This window comes from Desulfovibrio sp. An276 (genome assembly GCF_002159665.1).
GTDB classification, from domain to species: Bacteria; Desulfobacterota; Desulfovibrionia; order Desulfovibrionales; family Desulfovibrionaceae; genus Desulfovibrio; species Desulfovibrio faecigallinarum.
The window spans coordinates 14,263-32,716 of the sequence record NZ_NFJC01000012.1 but is presented as its reverse complement, the minus strand read 5'-3'; the positions used below and the strand labels follow the sequence as shown (position 1 = coordinate 32,716).

Sequence of the window (18,454 nt, the reverse complement as noted above, 5' to 3'; positions counted from 1 at the left end):
GCCCTTTTTGTATATGTGTGAGATTGTGTCTGATTTTTTGCGGGGTCTAGGCCCTGTGTCAGGCTCGGCTCCCCTGTGTCTCCGCCACAGGGAGCCAGATGCTGAAGCAGGTCTCCCCTGTGTGGCGCTCTGTGGCTTCCCTGGAAGTCACGGAAATCTCGCCGTTCATGGCCTCCACTATCTTGTGTACAGTGGCAAGGCCAATACCCGTGCCCTTGGTCTTGGTGGTAAAGTAGGGATCAAAGACATGGGGCAGGTTTTCCGGCTTGATGCCTGTGCCGTTGTCCAGCACCTGCAGGCAGATGCGGCCCTCGCTCACGTTGGTGGCAAGGGTTAGTTTGCCACCCTTTGGCATGGCGTCAAGGGCGTTCAGACACAAATTGAGCACAGCCTGGCCCAGTCTGTCCGGATCGGCCAGGGCCTTCGGGCTCTTGCGCAGATTGAGGATGATCTTTACGTTCCTGTTCGCCGCATTCTGGGCAAGCAGGCGCGCCACATGCTGCATAACCTCGTCCGGGGCCACGGCCTGCAGGGCCACGTCCGTGGGACGGGAGAGCCCTATGAGTTCGGTGATAACGCGGTTGAGCCTGTCCGCCTCGCGCACCATGACGGCAGCAGCCTCCCTGTCCTCGCTGCCTTCGGGGAAGCGCTGCTGGAAATAGGTGGCATAGCCCTTGATGGAGCTTAGGGGATTGCGGATCTCGTGGGCCACACCGGCTGCCAGATTGCCCACTGCGGCAAGCTTTTCCTTGCGGCGCACTTCCTCTTCCAGGGCTGCCACGCGGCTTCTGGCTGCCTTTTCGCGCAGGCTGGACTGCCTGGCCCTTTGCGTGTGGTAGAGGACAAGCAGACAGGCAAGTCCCACCAAAAGCGTCACGCCCACAAGCATGGTCATGTAGGCCCTGTTCTGGGCGCGGGTGATGTCAAAGGGCGAGATATCCATGCCAAGGAAGATCATGGGCACGGGAAGCTCGCCACTGGCAAGGCGTCTGCCCATGCCGCGTCCGCGCCCCATGCCGTGCCCTGGCCCTCTTCCTTCCATGTGCTGTCCGTGCATATCGCTTCCGGCTCCGTCGGGCGCTCCTGGCCTTCTGCCTCTGTCTGGGGCAATGGGCTGGAAGTTGCTGTACACCACAAAGCTTCTTGTCCCCTCGATTTCCATGACGCTCCAGCGCCGCTCGCCGCGGGGGGAAAGCTGATGCATGGTCGCTTCCGAGGCCTCGCGGCCGTCAATATTGAGGATTTCGCCTATGCGTCTCCTGTCCGTATGGGCGATGATGGTCCCGTCGGGCATGGTGACGGCTATGAAGTTCACATCTGGGCTTTGCGTCATCTGCTCGAGCAGAAACTGCAGCCGTATGCCCATCTGCGAGCGCATGCCTGTGCGCAGGACGTTTTCGAAGGCTGTGATAAGGGAAAAGCCCTTGTCTGCCAGAAGGCGCGTCAGCGTTGTCTCGTTGCGCTCCACGGAAATGAGTGCCGGGAAGCTGACCATGATGGTCAGGGTGACAAAGCCGAAAAACAGCAGTATTCCCATGGGAATATGCGCAAGATGCTCGCTGTTGAAGAGCTTGAAGAAGAGACTTGCCCGCCTGATGTTTCGTGGCAGCTGGATCCGGGCCTTGGACATGGGCATTCATCCTTCGGGAAAACAGGGGAGAGTTGAATGGGCATCTTCTCACAAGCATTTTTCCCTGTCCAGCCGCTTTCCTGTCCTTGTCCGGCAATACCACGTTCCGGCACTGTATCCTTGCCTGACAGAAGAGATCCTCCCTTGCACCTTGCCTCACATGCGCCATGCATTGGCCTGCAAAAAAAGGCTGAAGCACAGGTTCTAGCCACAAAAAATGCGTATTTCTTCTCCCGAAATCCAGCCAATACTTTCCCTTTTCAGACCAAGACGTCCCAGGGCTTCGGCGTTTTCCCGCCTGTGTCCGTAGAGATAGCCCTGCACTGCCCTTGGAAGCTCCATGCGCCGAATGGCCCCGTGTCTTTCCACATCCCTTTCCACAAGCTTCAAAAGAGCCCCTGAAAGTACCCTGGTGCCAAGATTCGGGTCCCTCGGCCCTGCCAGCACGTGTTCCTCGAAGCCCTGTTCCACGGCAACCCCAAGGCGGATAACGGGAACATTTTTCTCATGGGAAAGGAGGATGCCCTCGGAGAGGGCAGAGATGGTTGTCGCAACACTCCAGGGAACGTAGCGCCCCTCGTGATAGAGTTTGGCAAGGCCAGTTCCTTCCACCACAAGGCAGGGGTAGAAGCGCATGAAGGCAGGCTTTGCGGCAAGGGTCCTGTTCACATCGTCCACAAAATCGCTTGCTGTGTGCCCCGGAAGCCCTGGCAAAAGCTGCACGCCAAGCTTCAGGCCCGCATTCTTCACCATTTCCATGGCCTTAAAGGCAGTTTCGGCATCGTAGCCACGAAGGGAAGTGCGAAGGACCTCGTTCACAAAACTCTGTATGCCAAGCTCCACTGTCGTGCAGCCTGCTGCGCGCATGTCCAAAAGGAGACGCTCGTCAAGGCAGTCCGGGCGCGTCGAACAGCGCCAGGAAGAAATGAGCCCCATATTTCGCCACTCAAGGGCACTATGCAGGCAAAACCCGAAAGCCGACCTTTCAAGTGCCGTGAAGGTGCCGCCGTAAAAGGCAAGCTCGCAAGGCTCAAGGCCGCGTTTGCTTCTTGCGCGAAGCATGGAGAAGGCCTCGTCCAGAACTTGCCGTATGCCCTGCAGGCTCCTTCCTGTCTGCAGGGTCTGGGCGCAGTAGATACAACGGGTGCGGCAGCCGGCAAAGGGCAGGAACACGGGCACAATGCGTGTTCCCTTGCCGTGCACGGGCCAAGGGTGAACCAGGGTTTTCAAGGGGGTGCATGTCCTCCTTTTTTTTCTTCGGCATGAAGCAAAGTAACCTTCACGCGTAGCCCAATTCTTTTGCCCGAACGCTCCCTTGTCAAGCTTCTGTCAGCTCCGACACCTGGCCCACGGGATGGTCTTCATGTGGATTTTTGGCCTTTCCTGGTGTAGAGGAAGGCAGCCCGCCCCTGGAACAGGGCAAGGGCCCAAACGAAAAAAATCCGGCATTTTTCCCCTTATGCCATGCTTTCTTGTGAGGAGAGTGCATGCCCTTTGACAGCTATGTCTTTGTCCTGTTCTTCCTGCCCCTGCTTGTCCTCGTCTGGAGAGCGGTTGCCATAGTGCACAAGCCGGCCCTTGGCCCTGTGCTCCTTGGCGCATCCATCCTGTTCTGCTTTTGGGCAAGCCCCGCAGCACTCCTCATCCTGGGCCTCATGATCCTTGTGAACTACGGCCTTGGCCTTGCCCTTGCAGCACCTGGCGAGCGCGAGGGCTCCCTTAGACGCAAGGGACTGCTCTTCCTTGCCCTTGTGCTCAACTTTACCCCCCTCCTGCTTGTACGCTACCTGCCAAGGCTTGGCTTGCTTTTCCCGTCCATGTCCGGTGTCGAACGCGAGATCCCCTTCTGGTCCACCCTGTGGGAGGGCATGGCCGCATCCGGGCCTGAAAACATCTTTGTGCTCAGCACAACAGAGCTTGCCGGCATCTCCTTCTGGACACTGGTCCAGGCTGCATGGCTCATCTCCATCTACAAGCGCCACCTTGAGCCGGAAGGCCTCATGCGCCACGGCCTCTTCTCCCTTGCCTTCCCCTACCTTCTGGCAGGCCCCATTGTGCGCTACGAGCAGATGGGCACGCAGTTCGACAATCTGGATGCACCCTCCCTGCCTACCCTTGCGACAGGCCTTGGCCTCTTTCTGGCAGGCCTTGCCAAGAAGGTACTTCTGGCAAACTGGCTGGGCGCCCACGCGGACACCATCTTTGCTGCTGCAGCCGAAGGGTACGCCCTCACAAGTCCAGAGGCCCTTTGGGGCGTCTTTGCCTTTTCCTTCCAGGTCTACTTCGACTTTTCCGGATATATTGACATGGCCCTGGGCGCTGCCCTCATGCTGGGCTTGCGGCTTCCGGAAAACTTTGCAGCACCCTACAGGGCAACCGGCTTCATAGAATTCTGGCGCAGGTGGCACATCACCCTCTCCTCCTTTGTGCGCGAGTACGTCTATCAGCCTCTCGCAGGCCCTGCCCCCTCCTTCCCACGGATCTTCCTTGGCATCATGGCAGGCCTTCTCGCCATAGGCCTCTGGCACGGGGCAGCGCTGAACTTCCTTGCCTGGGTCCTTGTGCATGCGCTCTTCCTTGGCCTCAACGTGGCCCTGCGCCGCGTGAGAAGTCCAGGCCTCGACGCCTTCTTTTCCGGTCTTGTCGTTCGCGGGATCTGCATCCTTGTGACCTTTGTCCTGGTGAGCCTTTCCTGGGTACTTTTCCGCGCAGACTCCCTGCCCCATGCCCTTGCCCTCTACAGGGCGCTCTTTGATGCAAGCTCTCTGTCCCTCTTTGCAAACGGCTACTTCTCGGGCGCAATCTCCCTTGTCCCCCTCGTCATTGCTGCCATATGCACCTTTGCCCTGCCCACGGCGCGCGAGGTCTTTATGGGCTGCAGGGACGGTTCAAGGCCCTGGTTGAGCTTTGCTCCCAACCTCTCCTGGGCGCTCGTCCTTGCCTGTGGAGCCTTTGCGTGCCTCTCCGTCATGGACATGACAAGACCCTTCATCTTCTAGCCTGACACAAATCGGGACACATAAGCCAGAACACACAAATAAGCCAATATCTTCAGGACATATTCATGAGCGATCAGTTGAAGGACACTACGCGCAGCTGGCTCAAGGCCTTTTTTCTCCTTCTCGCAGGCCTTGTGGCCGTAGCCCTGCTCGTAGCAGCCCCTCTTTCCGGGTTGTGGCTGTACTTAAGCGGCGAGTTGGCAGTGGACAGGGCCGTTCAGGCCCAGAGCAGGGGCTTTGCCCTCTTCGGCTCCACTGTGGGGCGCAATGCAAACGCCACCCTCGAATACAAGCTTGACCTTTACAAGACCAAAAGGCCGCAGATTGTGCTTGCTGGCTCGGCCGGCATGGGAAGCCTCAAGGACACTATGTTCCTGCGCCCCATGCTCAACATGGCGGGCACGGCAAACTCCCTCTCGTCCTTGCGAGCAAGCCTTGATGCCATGCTGGCCCTGCACAAGCCGGACGTGGTGCTCCTGGCCCTGGACTTCTGGTGGTTCTCGTCTGCCTGGGAGAAGAACCCCTTTGCACAAGACCCAAGGGAACCCTCGCCCTTCAGCTACACCATGGATACCCTGCGCCTTCCCTGGCGCATGCTCTTGCAAGGAGACATTTCCCTTCCCCAGTTCATGTTCATGTCCTTCCAGGAAGCAAGGTTCGGGATACGCGCCCAGTTTGACGACACAGGCTACGGCTCGGACGGCTCCTTCTACGCGACCTCAATCATTACTGCAAAGCGCGCGCCTGACGCAGGCTTTGCCAGAACACTGGACAGGCAAAGGCGCCACATAGGGGAATTTGCTCCCCAGAAGGCGTTGAGCCAGGCCCATCTCGATGCCCTGGCGGACATCTATTTCCGGCTCCGTGGCAGGGGCATTGTTCCTGTGGTCTTTCTCTCTCCCCTGCCGGGTGAGCTCCTCGACGCGTTAAAAAAGGAGGAAGCGCTCTACCCCCATCTCTTTTCCTTGAGACAGGCCCTTGCAGAACGCGGCATAGAGCTCGCCAATACCGTTGACGCGCGCTACTTCAGCGCCTCCTCCTGCGAATTTGTGGACGGCACGCATGCCGGCGAAGTGGCTGCCCTGCGCATCACAAACGAGCTCACCAGGGTGTGGAACGGTCTTTTGCCCTACATCAATATGGAGGCATTGAATCGCGCAATCAACGAGTGGAAAGATCACGCCGCAGTGGCAAGCCCCTTTTTGCCCAGGGTCATTGAAGAGGATTTTCTCCAGCTTGGCTGCGTGAAGCGCACAGGTCCTGCAAGACTGCAGTAAGCCTTCCCGGACATATACTTTCCCGGATATGCAGAGGGCTGCCCCTATCTTGGGGGCAGTCCTCTTTTTGCTTGTGCAAGGCATTTTCTGTTCCCCGAACAGAGGGCCTGCGAGCAGCCCTGTTTTTTGTTCCTTGCGCCCTGGCCTGTGCGCCTGCAAGCTCCACGGCGCCTGGCCTGTGGCGCAAGGCCTGCCCCCTGTCGTCAGAGGGCAGGCCTCTCTTGCCAGAGCCCTTGTCCAACCAGGGCTTCATGTACAAAAAAAACTCCCCGCCTCCCGACGCAATGCCGGAAAACGGGGAGTCTTTCTATTTTCTCAAGGAAGGATCAGGCGAACTATTCGCCGACAATTTCCTTGTAGCTGTCGCCAAATTCGTCCTTCACTTCGGTGTGCATGTTGAGCAGCACCTTCCAGCGACGGATGGTTCCCATGATGACGAAGAGCATCATGACCATGACGAGCACGCTCAGGAAGACGAGCAGGTACTTGCCATTGGGCAGATACTGGTTGATGCACAGCCAGATGCCGGCCCAGAAGGTGATGATGGTCATGAAGACACCGGGGATACCGGTCATGAAAGCGTACTTGCCCTTGTTCATGCGCAGAAGCACGGTGGTGCCGATGAGCAGGGTCACGGAAGCAAGCAGCTGGTTGCTGATACCGAACAGAGGCCAGATGTTCGCGATGTCACCGCTGTACACGAGGTAACCCCAGGCAGAGGTGAACACGGCGCTGGTCACCACGATACCGGGCCACCAGTTCTTGTCACCCCACTTGGGAGCAACCTTGCCGATCATTTCCTGCAGGAAGAAGCGGCCCACACGGGTACCGGCGTCAACTGCAGAGAGGATGAACACGGCTTCAAACATGATGGCGAAGTGGTACCAGTAGGCCATCAGATCTTCCATGAAGGGGATCTGGGAGAAGATGTGGGCCATGCCGACGGCCAGGGAGACCGAGCCGCCAGGACGGTGCATCAGGTTCTCCTGCACTTCCTGCTCAAGCCTGGGCAGTTCCTGTACGGCCATGCCGAGCTTGTCGAAAGCGGCTTCGGGAGAGTTGATGGCGAAGTAGTCGGCGGGGATGAGCACGCAGGCGGCGATGAGGGCCATGATAGCCACAAAGCCTTCAAGCAGCATGGCGCCGTAGCCCACGAAGAGCACATCGTGTTCGGTGCTGATCATCTTGGGGGTCGTGCCGGTACCAATGGTGGCATGGAAGCCGGACAGGGCACCACAAGCGATGGTGATGAAGATGAAGGGGATGACAGGACCGCCAACGATGGGGCCACCGCCGTTGATGAACGTGGTCAGAGGCGGCATGTTGAAATGCGGCATGACGAAGACGATGCCGATGGCAAGGCCAAGGATGGTGCCGACCTTGAGGAAGGTGGACAGGTAGTCACGCGGCAGAAGCAAAAGCCACACAGGCAGAACGGAGGCAAAGAAGCCGTACACGGGAATCAGGATGGACATTTCCCTCTTGTCGATGTCCAGGAAGCCGAAGATTTCCGGATGTGCGGCCACGTAGGGTCCGGAGAGCAGGCAGAGGAAGAGCAGCACAACGCCGATGATGGAGGCGCCAAGCACGTCGCCCTTGCGCCAGATCTGCATGTACAGACCCATGATGATGGCGATCGGGATGGTTGCTGCAACCGTGTAGGTGGACCAGAGGCTGTTGTGCATGGCGTTCACAACGGCGATGGACAGACCGGCCAGGGTGAGCAACAGGATGGCGAGCACTGCCCAGGCAGCCACGGTGCCGGTGGTCTTGTCTATTTCGCGGGTGGCGATATAGGCAAGAGACTGGCCCTTGTGACGAACGGAGCAGAACAGCACGACCATGTCATGGACTGCACCGGCCAGAACGCAGCCGATGAGGATCCAGAGCAGGCCGGGCAGATAGCCGAACTGTGCGGCGAGCACTGGTCCGAGCAGGGGGCCTGCGGCGGCGATGGCCGCGAAGTGGTGACCAAACAGCACGTACTTGTTGGTCTGAATGTAGTCATGACCGTCGGCGTATTTCACAGCCGGGGTCTGACGGGCGTCATTAAGATTGAGCACTTTGCGGGCTATGAACAGACCGTAGAATCTGTAGCCGATGGCAAAGACGCACAGGGCAACAAAGATGATTGTTACCGCATTGATTCCAGGTGTTGCCTCAACCATAAGGCAAATCCTCCTTGATAAGCCAGAGGTAGCTTGCACTGCCTCTATTTTCCGGGGCTTGGTGTACTGCTATGTGAAAAATTTTTCCAGTCCCCCCGCACGTTCTTCCCACGCCTCGTGAAGAAATTCTCTTTCTCTTGTTTTATAACATAATAACAATAGGTTATCCATATTAAACCCGATAGAAAGACAAGCTTGCCAATGCACTTTTTGTCAAATTTTTCTTGCCAAATATCAAAGCTTTAGATATATATAAAAAATTTTGCTCCCTGATTGTTTTTCTGCACTTTCCCGGTCTTCACGACATGTGCTACTCCCGGCTCTGGTGAATCCAGAGCGACAAATGAAAAACAGGCTGCATTATTACGGTTTTTCGGACATGGAGGAGCACTCATGCCCAAAAGGTATACACTTTGTGCCATAGTACCAAGGATACTCTCCGCCATGATGAGCTCGGGCTTCTCAAACCCCAGCATGCAGGGAAAAACGGGTACCGCTACTACAACGCCAAGCAGTTCTTGCAGTTCGAAATGATCCGTTTTCTCAAGGAAAAAGGGCCGTGGACAGGCCAATACTCTCCGCCAGCCAGTATGGATGGCGGCACAACCAAGAGTCCCGCATAGCCCATGATGGAGAGGATGGTTGCCGCACGCTGGGGGCTGCTATCACTCCTGTTGCCACCACGACTGAGGATGACGGGCTTGACGGGGGCAATGCCAAGGCCTGCCAGGCTCTCGCTTGCCCCTTTTCTGTGTGCAGCAAGAGAGCACTCCATTCGCCGCAGGCTCCCTTGATGGTGAAGCCCATCAGCGCGAGGACACCGAACAGGAGGATCATGGCGGGTATTCTCCCTCTGGAGGCATCCATGCTGGCACAACGCCTTCTTCAGCCTCAGGCAAGAGATCGCCTGAAACCACGATCCAGCCAATCACAAAGGCAGAACCAGCTCCGCAGAAAGAAAGCAGGGGAGAGAGAGCCGCAGTCGCCGCTCAGGTTGTAGCTTGCGTGCAGGCCGGCCAGGCAGGCAGTGGTGGCCGCAGACGATGCTCAAGCAAGAGTCCCTACATGTTCAGAACCACGTCCGAAAACGCAAAGACTGTCCCGAACAGCAAAAAGGACGCGCAAAAGGACAACCCCTTCCAGGACAGGCCTGTCAGGGGCAAAAAGAGACACAGAAGGACAGATCAGCCTGATGCTAAACTATGGGGCACCCCCAAGGGCAAGGAGATTTTTTTCAGGGCAAAAAAAGAAGGGCTGCCCGGAAAGGAAGCCATATCCTTTGGGCAGCCCGTTCACGCTGTTTGGCTCTGCTTTAGTTTTTCTTGTCGAAGAGGATGAGGGCAATGATTTCCATGTCCTCGGAGCCTGTGTTGGCAAGGGCGTGTTCCTCGCCCTCGGGACAGATGGTCACGTCACCCGGGCCTACCTCGACCTCTGTGCCATTGTCGTTGTACACGCCATATCCCTTCAGGATGTAGTAGGTCTCGAAGTCGTTCACATGGCGGTGCTTTGCAATGGTCACGCCGGGCTTCAACACAATGTGGTTGAAGAGCCTGCCCTTGTCGCAGAACTCTCCCTCGTTGAGGATTTGCCTGGCTTCAATGGCGCCCGGGCCACCGAACATGACCTTCGTGAAGGTGGTGCAGTCTTGGGATTTGCGAATCATGGTACTCCTCCTGGGGGCCCTGCGCTGTCCCTCGGGAAAGCAGGGGAAGCCTCAGGCTACAGGGCCTGTCTTGTAGGGGCTCGTCTTGTCCTTGCTGGCCGCATCCTGCGGGAAGGCAAGGCCTGGGCCGGCCTGCGGCCTGCGGGCCTGGGTGCCGGATCCCTCTTCAGATGGACGTCCATCTGCGGGAAGGCAATCTCTATGTTGTGTTCTGCAAAGCTTTTGTTGATGGCAAAGCGCAGCTGCGAGGCTACGCCCGTGGCAAGGTCGTAGTCCTTTACCCAGAACAGCAGCCTGAAGTCCAGCGTGCTTGCCCCAAAGGCCTGGAACTGCACGACGGGCTTGGGGAAGGCCAGAACTTCCGAACTCTTGTTGGCTACCTCGAGAAGGAGCCTGCTCACAAGCTCCGTGTCCGTCCCGTAGGCCACACCCACGGTCACCTGCTGCCTAGTCGTTCTGCTGTTGCTTGTCCAGTTTGTGAGATTGCCGGACACAAAGGCAGAGTTGGGCACATAGATAACAGCCGAGTCGTAGGTCTCCACCACTGTGGCGCGCACGTTGATCTGCTTGATACGCCCTACAACCGTGCCAACCTCGACCACGTCGCCAACCTGCAGGTTGCGGCTGAAGATGAGGATGATGCCGGAGATGAAGTTGTTGACAATGGTCTGCATGCCAAAACCGATACCAACGGAAAGGCCACCGGCGATGACAGCAAGATTGCTCAGGTTCATGCCAAGGCTCTTCAGAACAAAGAAGCCGAACAAAAGCCAGATAAAGTACACATAGGCCGTCTGCATTGGGGTGATAAGGCTTCTGTCCAGCTTCATCCCCTTGTCCGGCATCTTGGCTATGAGGTTCTTGCCCATGCGCGCTGCAGTTCGTGCCAGGAAGAAGGCCGTGGCAATGAGCAGAACCTGCATGAAGTTGAGCTGTGTCTCGCCTATGCTGACGCTCTTGAAGATATAGAACTGCAGAAGATCAAGGCCGCCAGGCAATGTTCCCACCCACAGGGAAACAACGGCTGCGGCCAAAAGGAGCACCACCGGAGCGGAGATGGCGAGCAAAAAGCTCAGCCACATGGTGCTTGTGTCCTCGTTGTCCAGGGATTCGTTGATGCGGGACAAAAAGGACAGGGAGGCCACCGAAATCTGCACTGCCACGCACAGCGAGGTAAAGAGCAGATAGACCACCATGCTGTAGAAGTGCAGGCCGATTATGCAGAGGATAAGACAGGGCCACAGTACCACTGGCTGCAGGTTCAGGATGGATTTTTCCAGCTGCATCTTGCCAAGGTCCAGGTCGGGAGACTTGTGGCAAATCCAGATGTTGACCACAAGGCAGGCAAGCCAGAGGACCAGCGTCAGAAGTCTTGGCAGGGGCAGATACAAAAAGATGTAGGCAGCGAAGGTCAGGGGCACAAGGGCGAATATGGGCGATTTCTCCCTTGTGATGTCCGGAAACTTGATGCGCCTCAGCTGCCAGGCAAGGGTGACCTGCCCCATGATGAGTGCAAGATTGCCAAGGGCAAGGAAGAGCCTGAAGAGCTCAAGGCTTGGCGTGTAGGATGCGGCAATCAGTGCCATGCCGAACACGTTCCAGGGCAGACTGCTGCGCAAAACCTGCCTTTGTATCTCCGGATAGCTGCGCAAGAACTGGTTGCAGAGGAGGTATCCCAGAAGGCCCATGGCTACGAGAGTAATGACAAAGCGGGAGAGCGCTCCCTGCCACTGGGTAGTTGTGAGCGGCAGTTCCACTGCCTTGCGCAGCTCAATGCTGATGCCGAAATAGCCAAGTGCTCGCGGCAGGGCTTCCCACTCGGAACCAGAAAGCCACGACACAGGCTTCTGTGTATAGTAGTTCTTCCACAATTCTGGGAGCTTGGCACTGATCTCGCTGCGTGTCTGTTCAACCTTCTTCACCAAGGCTCTCGCAGGAGCGAGGGCAGAGGCGTAGCGGGTGATGATGGCGGTGAGCAGAAAGCGGGCCGTATTGATCTGCTCCATGTACTCGGCAGTGTCGCCGTACTTTGTCAGCGCAATTTCCGCCATGCTGTCCGCCGAACGCTCCAGTTGCTGGAGAAGATCGTGGGCGGAAAGCTGCACGGTTGCAGCGGAAAGAATGATGGTGTTGACGAGGTCTGCGGAAATCCCAAGGCGTCTGCTCACGGCCTCAAGCGGGCTTGGATAGGTCTGAAACTCGTTGACGAGCACAAGCTGACGATTGATGTCCTGTTCCACTGGCCGGATCTGCTCCAGCACACTCACGTCGGAAAGGAATCTCTTGCTCAAGGTAGTAGATTGCTTGATGACGGAGTCCAGCATGGTACGCTGGCTTGCCCAGATCTCGCGCAAGGGGTCATTTGCGGCAAGTTCTGCTGCCTCCTGCTGCTTTTGGGCTGCAGCCTCGTCGCGCTGCTGGCGCAGTTCCTCTTCCTTCTCCGTCTTGGCCTTGACGGCCTCCTCGGTCTTGGCCTTGAGCTCTGCAGCCTTTCGGGCCTCCTCGGCCTTCTGATCTGCTTCGGTGGCTTTTTGCTCGGCAGTTGCCTCGCTTTTGGCCACGCCCGCATTGTCCTGGGAAGCCTCATCGGCTGCGCAGGCAATACTGGACATTGTCCCAAAAAGGATCAGCATGAACAAAAGACAGGCAAAGCCTCTAAGTACCCCGGCCCCCCGAAGGCCCCTTTCTGCGTGCAGGCTGTACAGCATGCCACACATCCCTCCAATCGCAAGAATCGACGGCACAAGGGGTGCCCCCCAGTACCTGCCAGATGTGAGGCTATAGCACCATGAACCTGCCATTGCAAAGAGCCTTGTAATGCAGTTTTCGGGCATTTTGGCCCCTTTGCACAAAACCTTCCCGCAAGCTCTCGGTCCCATGCATTTTGCAGTGTTGCAAGGCATTTGGGGCTATGGTACGGCTTTTGCTGCCCCATCCTTCGGGGCATGGAAAAAGCCTTGCCAAACCACACGCCAGGGAGGCGGCGCAGCCCTTGCGCCGAAAAACCAGATGAAGCGATTTGCCAGCCTGCTCATTCTCCTCACAGTTCTTGTCCCTCTCCTTGCGAGCACGGCCCTTGCCGGGCCTTCCTACAGGAGGGTGGAAACCACAGATCCTGCACGAAGCAGCTGGCAGGAGGGCATTGGCATTGTCCTTGCCCTGGACGAGGACCGCTGCAAAAGGGAGTATGGCAGAAACTGGGCACAGGAATGCATGTCCCGCGCCTACGGAGAACCGGGCAGGCTTGTGCGCGGCGTAGAGATCACCCCGCACGTGGACGGGGAGTGGCGCTGGAGCGGCTGGAACAGCCTGCGCTTTCACCCCCGCACGCAAAGCGGTGCCCTTGCTCCTGCCACAACCTATACCATAAGCCTTGAAAAGGCGGACATCCCTGCAGCCATGGCACTGAACGTGAAGCAGGTGACCTTTACGACGCAAGGAGAGGGCGTTTTGCCGGGCAAGGAGACAGTCTGGATTGATCCTTCTGCAAACGAGGCACACGGCATATCCATTCCCCTCACCTTTATCTGGCCCCAGGACACGGCCCGGGTGGAAAAGTCCCTGCGTCTTTCGGCTGACAATGGCGTTGTCCTGGCCAATCCCCGCCTTGCCTGGAACGCGACCAATGACGGCGTTGTCGTAAGCGCCCTTGTGCGCAAGCTTGGGGAAACCCCCGGCAGGGTGACAGTGCACCTTGACTCCATGCCTGCCTACACCCTGGAAGAGGGCAGGCGCGTTTTGCAAAAAAAGCCCCTTGCCCACGCCTTCGGCGTGCCTGGCAGAAAATCCCTCTTCTCCTTCAGGGAAATTCGCCTCGCAAGGGGGCACGACCAAAACTTCAACCTGCGCCACGAGCTTCTCCTCGAGACCACCTTGCGCACATCACCGAAGGATCTTCTGGCTGCACTCACTGTGCTTGAGCTTCCCGAAAAGGCCGAGCCCGGTGCCGATGAGCCTACGGACTGGACGCGCTATCCTGCGCTCTCAAGGGACGATGTGCGAAAGGCCCGCAAAATCGAGCCCGTCCTGCTCTCACCGAAGGAAGAGACCGACAGCATACGCCTTGCCCTTGCAATCGAGCCCGAACGCTGCGTTCTGGTTCTTGTGGACAAGAAGCTTGCCTCGCAAAGCGGCATTCACCTTGAAAAGGATGTGTGCGTTGTGCTGCGCGCACCCGAGGCCGAAGCAGAGCTCTCCTTCCTCCTGCCCGGCAATCTGGTGAGCCTTGCCGGCAGCAGAAAGATTGCCCTGCACAGCATTGGCATAGACAGTTTGCGCTGGCAGGCAAGGCGCATACAACCCTCCTTCCTGGCCCTCTTTGCGGCAAGCCATGGCTTTTCGAGCAAAACCATCGAGCCTGGCATGAGCGACGTGGATCTGGACGCCCAGACTGTAACTGTCAGGGGAACAATCCCTGTTGCCCTGCAGGACAACGGCAGGGCCTCCTTCCCTGTTCTTGAGCTCGACAAGATGCTTGAAGAGCATCCTTGCGGCCTCTACCAGCTAGTCCTGCAGGGCATGCGCGACGGCAAGATGGTAGCCTTTGCGGAAAAGATGGTCCTTTTGACCAACCTGGGACTGGTCATCAAGGAAAATGCCCTTGGTGGCCGCCATGTCTTTGTGGCGAGCCTTTTCAGCGGCACCCCTGTCGGTGGTGTCAGGGTACAGCTTCTCGCACGAAACGGGACTGCCATTGCCACTGTGCAGACCAATGCCCAGGGACAGGCCTATCTTCCCCCTGCAAAGGGCCTCGAGGGCGAGATGGAGCCAGTCGCCATCATGGCTACCAGCACTGGCAAGGACCCGGATCTTTCCTGGCTCTCCCTGCGGGACAAGTCCCGCGTTCTGGACATGAGCGACTTTGCCGTATCCGGCAGGCACAGTACAAAATCCGGCCTCATGGCCTCGGTTTTTTCGGAGCGGGGCCTCTACATGCCAGGAGACATGCTGCATTTCGGCATCATGGTGCGGCGCTTCGACTGGCGCATGCTGCCCAAGGATTTGCCCCTGGAAACAGTGCTAACCGATCCCCTGGGCCGCACGGTCCTGAAAAAGCCCCTTCATGGGGACCCATCGCTTGCCTCAGTCTCCTGGCAATCCTCCCCGCAAAGCCCCACAGGTCCCTACCGGCTTGACGTGCGCATCCTGGACGACAAGAGTGTGGCACCTATCCTTGGTTCAGCCACAGTGCGGATAGAGGAATTCGAGCCGGATACCCTGGCCCTGGCCGCACAACTCGATCCTGCCCCAAAAAAGGGCTGGATCGTAACAAGGCCCTCCCAAAGCCCTGCAAGCGCCAGCATCAAGCTTTCCACCCTCTACGGAGACGCAGCGAAAGGCCACGACATTCGGGCAAGCCTTGCAAGCTCTCCCGCAAGGCTCTCCTTCCCGGGCTTTGCCGGCTACACATTCCAGGACATCTCCCTTGCCCAGGGCGAACAGCGCACAGTGCCCCTGCCCGAAGTTCGCACGGACAAGAATGGTGCAGCCACACTTGCCCTTCCCCCGTGTCACCACACAGGCACCTTCAGCGCCACCCTGCGCATAGAGGGCTTTGACGCCGCAGGCGGCAGGGCAGTGGCAAGGGAACTCAAGGCCCTTTTCTCTCCCCTCGAAGTCATAGTGGGCTTCAGACCGACAGACGGAGCCAATACCCTGGATCATGTTGTCCAAAACGCGCCTGCTGCCATCGAGGTGCTTGCCTTGGACAACACCCTCTTGCCCAAGAGTCTTGAGGATCTGACGCTCACCATTGCCCAAAGACGCTACGTCAACGCCCTTGTGCGCGACCAGAACGGAGAATTTGCCTACGATACAACAGCCCTGACAAAGCCCTTCCGGACAGAAAAAATCAATCTTGAGAAGGAAGGAAGAAAGATTTCCCTGCCCACCCAAACGCCGGGCGACTACCTTCTCACCCTTGCCACGGACAAGGGAGCCACCATCCTGAGCGTCCCCTACACCGTGGCTGGCAGAAATGTCGTTTTGCCAGACGGCACCTCTTCCGTTGCCTACAAAAAGGGCGATCTGAATCTCAGGCTCAACAGGGAAGAGTATGAGCCAGGCGACACCATGGTAGTGCGCATGAACACACCCTATTCGGGCACAGGACTCATCACCATTGAGCGCGAAAGCGTTGTGGAAAGCGTCTGGTTTCGCGCTGAGGCAGGAGAATCCGAGCAACGCATCCGCATTCCCGCCTCCTTCGAGGGCCAGGGCTATGTGAGCGTGCTCTTTGCCCGCACGACCAACTCCGAAACCATCTACATAAGCCCCATGGTCCACGCCACTCTCCCCTTTGTGTGCGGCCTGGGACAAAGATCCATGGGCCTTGAGCTCGAAGCACAAAGCGAAGTGCAGCCAGGCAGGGACATCCCCGTGCGCGTACATTCGCAGCGCAAGGGCAGAGCCCTCCTCTTTGCCGTGGACGAGGGCATTCTCTCGCTCACCAGATACACAACACCCGATCCCCTGCGCGAACTTCTTTCCAACAGGGCCCTTGATGTGACAACCTGGCAAATCTTTGATCTGCTCATGCCCGATCACGCAAGGCTCAAGGGAAGGCTGCCTGCCTTTGGCGGCGATATGGCAACACCCGGAGGCCGTTTTCTCAACCCCTTCAGACGTCGCAGCGAGCCGCCCTTTGCGCGCTGGCTTGGCCTCGTGGACGTGGACCAGAAGGGAACCGTGGTCTCCATCAGGGTTCCGGAATACCTTTCCGGAAGCATCCGCATCATGGCCGTAGGCACCTCAAGCGTGCCCGGGGGCTTCCTTTCCGCTGGCTCTGCCGAGGTCAGCTGCAGGGTTCGCGGTTCCCTCATTCTGCGCCCCTTCCTCCCCCTGGCCGCAAACCCGGGGGACAGGATTAAGGCCGCCTGCGCCATTGCCAACACTATCCCAGGCAGCGGAAGCAACGTGCCCATCAACGTGCGCATCACAGCAAGAGACGGACTTGAGCTTTTGGAAGACGGCAAGGTCGTGCCCGAAATCTCGCAAACCCTGGCAATCGACGAAAACACGGAAAAAACACTTTCCTTCGACTTGCAAGTGGCGGACAGGCTTGGCGCAGGCTCGCTTCTTTTCGAGGCAAACCTTGCAAAACCTGCCCCGGACCAGGTCGACAGGGGCTTTGCCAGACGCCTGCAACAGGTCTCCATCCGTCCCCTTGATGTGGCAAGGACCACGTCCAAATACGGCAGGCTGGAAAAGAATGTTCCTGTACTTGTGGATCGCATACTCTACCCCCTTGATGCGGACACGCGCCTTGTCGTTTCTGCTGCACCCCTGACCTCCTTGCGCGCTCTTTCCGCACGCCTTGCATCCTACCCCTACGGCTGTGCCGAACAGCGCATAAGCCAGGCTTTCCCCTGGCTTGCGGCCCGATTCAGGCCAGAGATAGCGGATCTTGTAAACCCTTCCCCTGATCTCAAGGAACGAAACGAGGCTATGGAAAAAGCCATAGGGGCTGCCCTTGCAACCATACGCCAGAATCTTGCAGGCCAGAAAGTTTCGCTGTGGCCCGGGGGTGAGGGCAACGAGGAGCTTACAGTCTACGCAAGCGACTTTCTCGTAAGCCTTGCCGAATACGGCTCTTCTGTACCCGCCGACTTGCGCGAAACCCTCCTTTCTTCCTTAAAAAGCCTTGTCTGGCGAGATCCCCAAACCCTGGCAGACGCCCGCACAAGGGCCTATGCCTGCTGGGTTCTCATGCGCTCTGGCGAGCTCGTGACCCAGGATGTGGAAAGGCTGACCATATGGCTCGACAGCTACGCAAAGGGCTGGCGCAAGGATGTGACGGCAGCCCTTCTCGCGGACTGCTACGCCATGCTGCGTCTGGAGAGCGAGGCTACAAATCTCATGCCCCAAAGCCTTGCGCCCATTGAGAGAGACGGAAGCGGGCTTTTCGACACAACCTGCGCCATGGCCCTGCACGCAACCATCCTTGCAAGGCCGCACTGGCAAGGGGACAAGGCTTCCCCACACGCCCTTTTCGAGGAAGTGGCAACAAGGGCCCTTGCACCCAACGCAACCACCATGGCTTGTGCCCTGGCGTCCCGGGCGCTTGCAAACGCTATTGCAGGACTCGAAGCCCAAGAGAGCATTTCCGACACCTGCAAGATCACTTGCGAGGAACGCATGGAAGGCTTTGCCTCTGGCGAAGGAGAGATCGAACGCACCCTGGCTGGCATGCACGAGCTTTCGGCCCCTGGCTGCCGCAAATTCGCCGTGACTGCCAAACAGCCTGCAAGGCTTGTCTGGAACCTGAGCGTTACAGGCTACGACAGGGGTGTCCCCGCAAGTTCCGCCAACGGCATAGAAGTGAAAAGGCGCTATCTCGACAGTTCGGGCCGCGAGGTGACCGAAGCAAAGGCAGGCGATGTTGTGACTGTGGAGATAGGTCTTCGCTCGGACAGGTCTCTGGACAACGTGGTTCTTTGCGATCTTTTGCCAGGCGGCCTTGAGCCGCAGCTGGCTCAAGGAGAGCAGCTCCCCTGGTACGTGGAGCATGTCGAGCGCAGGGAAGACCGCATGCTCTTCTTCATGTCCACAGCAGGGGACATGCGTCTTGTCACCTACAGGGCAAGGGCCACAACTGCCGGCACCTTCAGCGTCCCTGTCGTGCACGCCGAGGCCATGTACCAGCCTGATATGGAGGCAAGCACAGCCGGCGGCAAGCTGCATATAGTGAAGCGCTAGGATGAAGCGCCAGGAAG

The 18,454-nt window shown here is 58.0% G+C and carries 10 protein-coding genes; 3 read left to right on the top strand and 7 right to left on the bottom strand.

The window, feature by feature from the left end:
• Nucleotides 1-58 precede the first annotated feature (58 nt).
• Together zraS and B5F76_RS06620 are read right to left on the bottom strand one after the other, a co-directional pair.
• Nucleotides 59-1,630 carry a two-component system sensor histidine kinase ZraS gene (gene zraS / locus B5F76_RS06625; RefSeq protein WP_239406983.1) on the bottom strand — a complete coding sequence of 524 codons (1,572 nt, stop codon included), beginning with the start codon at nt 1,628-1,630 and terminating at the stop codon, nt 59-61.
• A 204-nt stretch (nt 1,631-1,834) separates the two neighbouring features.
• On the bottom strand, nt 1,835-2,860 hold the full coding sequence (locus B5F76_RS06620) for a radical SAM protein (protein WP_087352557.1): 1,026 nt from the start codon (nt 2,858-2,860) through the stop codon (nt 1,835-1,837).
• Nucleotides 2,861-3,117: 257 nt separating this feature from the next.
• Here B5F76_RS06620 and B5F76_RS06615 point away from each other — a divergent pair, with 257 nt between their 5' ends.
• Together B5F76_RS06615 and B5F76_RS06610 are read left to right on the top strand one after the other, a co-directional pair.
• On the top strand, nt 3,118-4,629 hold the full coding sequence (locus tag B5F76_RS06615; protein WP_087352555.1) for an MBOAT family O-acyltransferase: 1,512 nt from the start codon (nt 3,118-3,120) through the stop codon (nt 4,627-4,629).
• Nucleotides 4,630-4,694: 65 nt separating this feature from the next.
• Nucleotides 4,695-5,906: a hypothetical protein gene (locus B5F76_RS06610; protein ID WP_087352553.1), complete on the top strand. Its 1,212-nt coding sequence runs from the start codon at nt 4,695-4,697 to the stop codon at nt 5,904-5,906.
• Between the two features lie 335 nt (nt 5,907-6,241).
• Here the strand turns inward: B5F76_RS06610 and B5F76_RS06605 are convergent, their stop codons facing one another.
• The 5 genes from B5F76_RS06605 to B5F76_RS06585 all read right to left on the bottom strand — a co-directional run bounded on the left by B5F76_RS06605 (nt 6,242) and on the right by B5F76_RS06585 (nt 12,373).
• A complete protein-coding gene (locus tag B5F76_RS06605) occupies nt 6,242-8,053 on the bottom strand; it encodes a carbon starvation CstA family protein (RefSeq protein ID WP_087352610.1) in 1,812 nt (603 codons plus the stop codon).
• A 263-nt stretch (nt 8,054-8,316) separates the two neighbouring features.
• The gene (locus B5F76_RS14810) at nt 8,317-8,550 is read right to left on the bottom strand and encodes a hypothetical protein (protein WP_162608729.1); all 234 of its coding nucleotides are present in this window, start codon (nt 8,548-8,550) and stop codon (nt 8,317-8,319) included.
• 23 nt (nt 8,551-8,573) lie between these two features.
• Nucleotides 8,574-8,849 (bottom strand): hypothetical protein, encoded by a 276-nt coding sequence (locus tag B5F76_RS15340; protein WP_239406982.1) that lies wholly within the window; start codon nt 8,847-8,849, stop codon nt 8,574-8,576.
• Nucleotides 8,850-9,386: 537 nt separating this feature from the next.
• Nucleotides 9,387-9,740: a cupin domain-containing protein gene (locus B5F76_RS06590; RefSeq protein ID WP_087352547.1), complete on the bottom strand. Its 354-nt coding sequence runs from the start codon at nt 9,738-9,740 to the stop codon at nt 9,387-9,389.
• A 56-nt stretch (nt 9,741-9,796) separates the two neighbouring features.
• On the bottom strand, nt 9,797-12,373 hold the full coding sequence (locus B5F76_RS06585; protein WP_162608732.1) for a mechanosensitive ion channel domain-containing protein: 2,577 nt from the start codon (nt 12,371-12,373) through the stop codon (nt 9,797-9,799).
• 376 nt (nt 12,374-12,749) lie between these two features.
• Here B5F76_RS06585 and B5F76_RS06580 point away from each other — a divergent pair, with 376 nt between their 5' ends.
• Nucleotides 12,750-18,437 carry an alpha-2-macroglobulin family protein gene (locus B5F76_RS06580; protein ID WP_162608731.1) on the top strand — a complete coding sequence of 1,896 codons (5,688 nt, stop codon included), beginning with the start codon at nt 12,750-12,752 and terminating at the stop codon, nt 18,435-18,437.
• Nucleotides 18,438-18,454 lie beyond the last annotated feature (17 nt).

Excerpts from the sequence above, each read along its gene's own strand:
- B5F76_RS06585 (WP_162608732.1), bottom strand. The coding sequence starts at position 12,373 with ATGCTGATCCTTTTTGGGACAATGTCCAGTATTGCCTGCGCAGCCGAT.
- zraS (WP_239406983.1), bottom strand. The coding sequence starts at position 1,630 with ATGTCCAAGGCCCGGATCCAGCTGCCACGAAACATCAGGCGGGCAAGT.
- B5F76_RS06590 (WP_087352547.1), bottom strand. The coding sequence starts at position 9,740 with ATGATTCGCAAATCCCAAGACTGCACCACCTTCACGAAGGTCATGTTC.
- B5F76_RS15340 (WP_239406982.1), bottom strand. The coding sequence starts at position 8,849 with ATGGAGTGCTCTCTTGCTGCACACAGAAAAGGGGCAAGCGAGAGCCTG.
- B5F76_RS14810 (WP_162608729.1), bottom strand. The coding sequence starts at position 8,550 with ATGCTGGGGTTTGAGAAGCCCGAGCTCATCATGGCGGAGAGTATCCTT.
- B5F76_RS06610 (WP_087352553.1), top strand. The coding sequence starts at position 4,695 with ATGAGCGATCAGTTGAAGGACACTACGCGCAGCTGGCTCAAGGCCTTT.
- B5F76_RS06615 (WP_087352555.1), top strand. The coding sequence starts at position 3,118 with ATGCCCTTTGACAGCTATGTCTTTGTCCTGTTCTTCCTGCCCCTGCTT.
- B5F76_RS06580 (WP_162608731.1), top strand. The coding sequence starts at position 12,750 with ATGAAGCGATTTGCCAGCCTGCTCATTCTCCTCACAGTTCTTGTCCCT.